Genomic DNA, 732 nt, shown 5'->3' on the forward strand with positions numbered 1-732 from the left:
GACCGCGTTCGTGTTCGCGGGTCAGGGTGCGCAGCGGGTGGGGATGGGGGCGGAACTGGCTGCTGGGTATCCGGTGTTCGCTGAGGCGTTCGCGCAGGTGTGTGCCGCGTTCGACGGTCTGCTGGAGCGGCCGTTGGGTGAGGTGATCGCTGGTCCTGAGGTGGATCGGACGGTGTACGCGCAGGCTGCGTTGTTCGCCTTCGAGGTGGCGCTGTTTCGGCTGTTCGAGTCGTGGGGTGTCACGCCGGATGCTGTTCTGGGGCATTCAGTGGGTGAGTTGGCGGCTGCTTATGTGGCGGGTGTGTGGTCGCTGGATGATGCGGTGCGGGTGGTGGCGGCGCGGGGGCGGTTGATGCAGGCGCTGCCGGAGGGCGGGGCGATGGTCGCCGTCCGGGCCGGTGAGGCGGAGATGGAGTTGCCGGAGGGGGTGGAGCTGGCGGCGGTCAATGGTCCGTCGTCGGTGGTGCTGTCCGGTGTTGAAGAGGCGGTGCTGGCTGAGGCGGCGCGGTGGTCGGACCGTCGTACCAAGCGGCTCACGGTCAGTCACGCTTTCCATTCGCAGCTGATGGACCCGGTCCTTGAGGACTTCCGGCGGGTGCTGGAGTCGGTGACCTTCCGGGAGCCGAGGCTGCCGTTCGTCTCGACGGTGACCGGTGGTCCGGTGAGCGAGGAGCTGTGCGACCCCGGCTATTGGGTGCGCAACGTTCGTCAGACCGTCCGGTTCGCCGATGC

The 732-nt window shown here is 68.2% G+C and carries 1 protein-coding gene; it reads left to right on the forward strand.

The annotated features are described in order from the left end of the window. On the forward strand, nucleotides 1–732 hold a 732-nt coding region (locus KWI83_RS37815; RefSeq protein ID WP_218518892.1), incomplete at both ends, for an acyltransferase domain-containing protein.

The organism is Streptomyces sp. TRM70350 (assembly GCF_019219825.1).
In the GTDB taxonomy this organism is placed as follows: Bacteria; Actinomycetota; Actinomycetes; order Streptomycetales; family Streptomycetaceae; genus Streptomyces.